Origin of the sequence: Priestia sp. Y58 (assembly GCF_029522095.1) — a bacterium.
Classification (GTDB): Bacteria; Bacillota; Bacilli; order Bacillales; family Bacillaceae_H; genus Priestia; species Priestia megaterium_E.
The window spans coordinates 1-1,274 of sequence record NZ_JAKWFL010000025.1; the positions used below are offsets into that span (position 1 = coordinate 1).

The window sequence follows — 1,274 nt, forward strand, 5'->3', positions numbered from 1 at the left end:
GCACTTAGAACGCTCTCCTACCACTGACATCAAAGATGTCAATCCACAGCTTCGGTGATACGTTTAGCCCCGGTACATTTTCGGCGCAGAGTCACTCGACCAGTGAGCTATTACGCACTCTTTAAATGGTGGCTGCTTCTAAGCCAACATCCTGGTTGTCTAAGCAACTCCACATCCTTTTCCACTTAACGTATACTTGGGGACCTTAGCTGGTGGTCTGGGCTGTTTCCCTTTTGACTACGGATCTTATCACTCGCAGTCTGACTCCCATGGATAAGTCTTTGGCATTCGGAGTTTGACTGAATTCGGTAACCCGTTGGGGGCCCCTAGTCCAATCAGTGCTCTACCTCCAAGACTCTCACAACATGAGGCTAGCCCTAAAGCTATTTCGGAGAGAACCAGCTATCTCCAGGTTCGATTGGAATTTCTCCGCTACCCACACCTCATCCCCGCACTTTTCAACGTGCGTGGGTTCGGGCCTCCATTCAGTGTTACCTGAACTTCACCCTGGACATGGGTAGATCACCTGGTTTCGGGTCTACAACCACATACTAAACGCCCTATTCAGACTCGCTTTCGCTACGGCTCCGCCTTATCAGCTTAACCTTGCATGGGATCGTAACTCGCCGGTTCATTCTACAAAAGGCACGCCATCACCCGTTAACGGGCTCTGACTACTTGTAGGCACACGGTTTCAGGATCTCTTTCACTCCCCTTCCGGGGTGCTTTTCACCTTTCCCTCACGGTACTGGTTCACTATCGGTCACTAGGTAGTATTTAGCCTTGGGAGATGGTCCTCCCAGCTTCCGACGGAATTTCACGTGTTCCGCCGTACTCAGGATCCACTCAAGAGGGAACGAAGTTTCAACTACAGGGTTGTTACCTTCTTCGACGGACCTTTCCAGGTCGCTTCATTTACTTCGTTCCTTTGTAACTCCGTATAGAGTGTCCTACAACCCCAAGAGGCAAGCCTCTTGGTTTGGGCTAATTCCGTTTCGCTCGCCGCTACTCAGGAAATCGCATTTGCTTTCTCTTCCTCCGGGTACTTAGATGTTTCAGTTCCCCGGGTCTGCCTTCAATATCCTATGTATTCAGATAAAGATACTGTTCCATTACGAACAGTGGGTTTCCCCATTCGGAAATCTCCGGATCAAAGCTCACTTACAGCTCCCCGAAGCATATCGGTGTTAGTCCCGTCCTTCATCGGCTCCTAGTGCCAAGGCATTCACCGTGCGCCCTTTCTAACTTAACCATTAGCGAATAAATGGTACAAC

General features: G+C 49.9%; 1 rRNA gene. It reads right to left on the reverse strand.

The features are described 5' to 3' along the window. Positions 1-1,252, reverse strand: a 23S ribosomal RNA gene (locus MMB68_RS27440); the annotation flags it as partial. Between the last annotated feature and the right edge of the window lie 22 nt (positions 1,253-1,274).